General features: G+C 71.9%; 2 protein-coding genes. One reads left to right on the plus strand and one right to left on the minus strand.

What is annotated here, in order from left to right:
- Positions 1-577 (plus strand): restriction endonuclease (locus H5J30_RS25415; RefSeq protein ID WP_181789680.1); only part of this gene is annotated, 577 nt, incomplete at its 5' end.
- A 102-nt stretch (positions 578-679) separates the two neighbouring features.
- Here the strand turns inward: H5J30_RS25415 and H5J30_RS25420 are convergent.
- Positions 680-2,737 (minus strand): APC family permease, encoded by a 2,058-nt coding sequence (locus H5J30_RS25420; protein WP_181789681.1) that lies wholly within the window; start codon positions 2,735-2,737, stop codon positions 680-682.
- Between the last annotated feature and the right edge of the window lie 110 nt (positions 2,738-2,847).

A 2,847-nucleotide genomic window follows, 5' to 3' on the forward strand; every position in this document is an offset into this window, starting at 1 on the left:
CGCCCTCGGCGCCCTCGCCACCGCCGCGGTCGGGGCAGCGGCCGTCCTGCTCCGGCGCACCGACCGCGGCATCCGGCGCCGCGACCGCCAGTGGCGCGCGACCGACCGGATCAGTGCGGGCAGGCGCACCCTCACCGAGATCGACGCCATGTCGGGCGAGGAGTTCGAAGAGCACGTCGCGCTCCTGCTCCGCCGGGACGGCTGCACGGAGGTCCGCCGCGTCGGCAGGTCGGGCGACCACGGCGTCGACGTCACCGCCCGGCTCCCCGACGGCCGCCTCCTCATCACGCAGTGCAAGAGGTACGCGCCCAGCCGTCGGATCGCCGAACGCGACCTGCGCGACCTGCTCGGCGCCAGGACCCACACCCGCGCCGACATCGCCGTCCTCGTCACCACCGCCGGGTTCAGCAAGCCCTCGCTGGTGTACGCGAAGCAGAACGGCCTGATCGCCGTCCACCGCGACTACCTGGGCACCTGGAACGGCGGCGCCGCCCTCGAAGCCCTCGGCCGCGTCAACGGCGCCGGCCAGGGCGACCGGCGGCACCGGCGCCGCTGGAAGCAGACCTACGGCCCCTGACCGGCCCCGCAGGCCCACGCCCGCCACCCCCGCAGGCCCCACGCCCGTAATCCACGCCCGCAGGTCCACGCCCGCAAGCCACAGCCGCCGGCCAGGACCCCGCTACTTCCCCGTCGTCTCTCGCCGCTTCCGCGCGCCCGCCGGGGCCGGGCCCCGTACCGCCCCCGGCGCCTGCCACTCGGCGCCGCGCCGCGCCCGCCGCTTGGCGCGCTCGCTGGAGCCCAGCTGGTACGGCACCGACGTCACCATCACGCCCGGCGTGAACAGCAGCCGTGCCTTCAGCCGCAGCGCGCTCTGGTTGTGCAGCAGGTGCTCGTACCAGTGCCCGACGACGTACTCCGGGATGTAGACGCTGATCACCGAGTCCGGCTTCTCCTGGCGCAGCCGCTTGACGTACTCGATCAGCGGCCTGGTGATCTCGCGGTACGGCGACTCGATGACGGTCAGCGGCACGTCCAGCTCGCTGTCCACCCACTGCTGCTGCAGTCTGCGGGTCTCCTCGGAGTCGACCCCGATGGTCAGCGCCTCCAGCTTGTCGGAGCGTACGAGCTTCGCGTACGCCAGCGCGCGCATCGTCGGGCGGTGCAGCTGGGAGACGAGCACGATCGAGTGCACGTGCCCGGGGCGCGGCATCGCGTCGTCCTCCTCGCCCTCGGCGACCGCGACCTCCTGCGCGACCCGGTCGTAGTGGCGGCGGATGGCCGCCATCACGACGTAGAAGAAGAGCATGCCGGCCAGCGCGATCCACGCGCCGTGGCTGAACTTGGTGATCAGCACGACCACCAGCACCAGCGCGCAGAACACCGCGCCGAACCCGTTCATCGCGCGCGACCGCAGCGCGCGGCGGCGCTCGTCGGGCCGGTGCTCGGTGGCCAGCACGCGGTTCCAGTGCCGGACCATGCCGGTCTGGCTGAACGTGAAGGAGACGAAGACGCCGACGATGTAGAGCTGGATCAGCCGGGTGGAGTCGGCTTCGAAGGCGTAGACGAGGGCGCCGGCGAGCAGGGCGACGAAGAGGATGCCGTTGCTGAACGCCAGCCGGTCGCCGCGGGTGTGCAACTGGCGCGGCAGGAAGCGGTCGTGGGCCAGGATCGAGCCGAGCACGGGGAAGCCGTTGTACGCGGTGTTGGCGGCCAGGAACAGCACCAGCGCCGTGGCCGCGGCCAGGATGACGAACGGCAGCGAGCCGTCGCCGAAGACGGCCGCGCCGACCTGGGCGATCACCGGGTTCTGCACGAAGCCCGCGCCGACCGCCTCCCCCTGCCGCAGCAGCTCCTCGGCGGGCCGCTCCGCCATTCGCACGTCGGTCTGCAGCGCGAGGACGATGATGCCGACGAACATGACGATCGCCAGCAGGCCCATCATCGCCAGCGTCGTCGCGGCGTTGCGGCTCTTGGGCTTGCGGAAGGCGGGCACGCCGTTGCTGATCGCCTCGACGCCGGTCAGCGCCGCGCAGCCGGAGGAGAAGGCCCGTAGCAGCAGGAAGACCAGGGCGAAGCCGGCGATGCCGTCCGCGTGCTCGGTCCGGATCTCCAGGTCGGCGGTGGGGGCGCGCATCGTGTCGCCGAGCACGAGGCCGCGGAAGGCGCCCCAGGCGATCATGACCAGGACGCTGCCGACGAAGACGTAGGTGGGGATGGCGAAGAGGGTCCCCGACTCCTTCATGCCGCGCAGGTTCATGGTGGTCAGCAGGCCGATGACGACCAGCGCGCACAGCACCTTGTGCTCCGCCACGAACCCCCAGGCCGAGCCCAGGTTCTCCACCCCCGCGGAGACCGACACCGCGACGGTGAGCACGTAGTCGACGAGCAGCGCGCTGGCCACCACCTGGCCGGCGCGGCGGCCGAGGTTGGTGGTGGCGACCTCGTAGTCGCCGCCGCCGCTGGGGTAGGCGTGCACCGTCCTGCGGTACGAGGCGACGACGACGACCATCAGCACGACGATGGCCCCGGTGATCCAGGGGCTGTACGTGTACGCACCGACGCCGGCGATCGACAGGACGATCAGCACCTCGCCCGGGGCGTACGCGACCGAGGACAGCGGGTCGGAGGCGAAGACGGGGAGCGCGACGCGCTTGGGGAGCAGCGTCTCGCCCAACCGGTCGCTGCGAAGCGCGCGGCCGATCAGTATGCGCTTCGGCAGTTCGGTCAGCTTGGACACGGGGCGATCGTAAGTGATCCGAAATACCGCTCTGCGCAGCGAAGGGCGCTTTGTCCAGGACTACGCGGAGGTTTTGACGCGACCCTAACGCCGGGCGTGCCTGCCGCGCT

This window comes from Streptomyces phytophilus, from assembly GCF_013870535.1.
GTDB lineage: Bacteria > Actinomycetota > Actinomycetes > Streptomycetales > Streptomycetaceae > Streptomyces > Streptomyces phytophilus.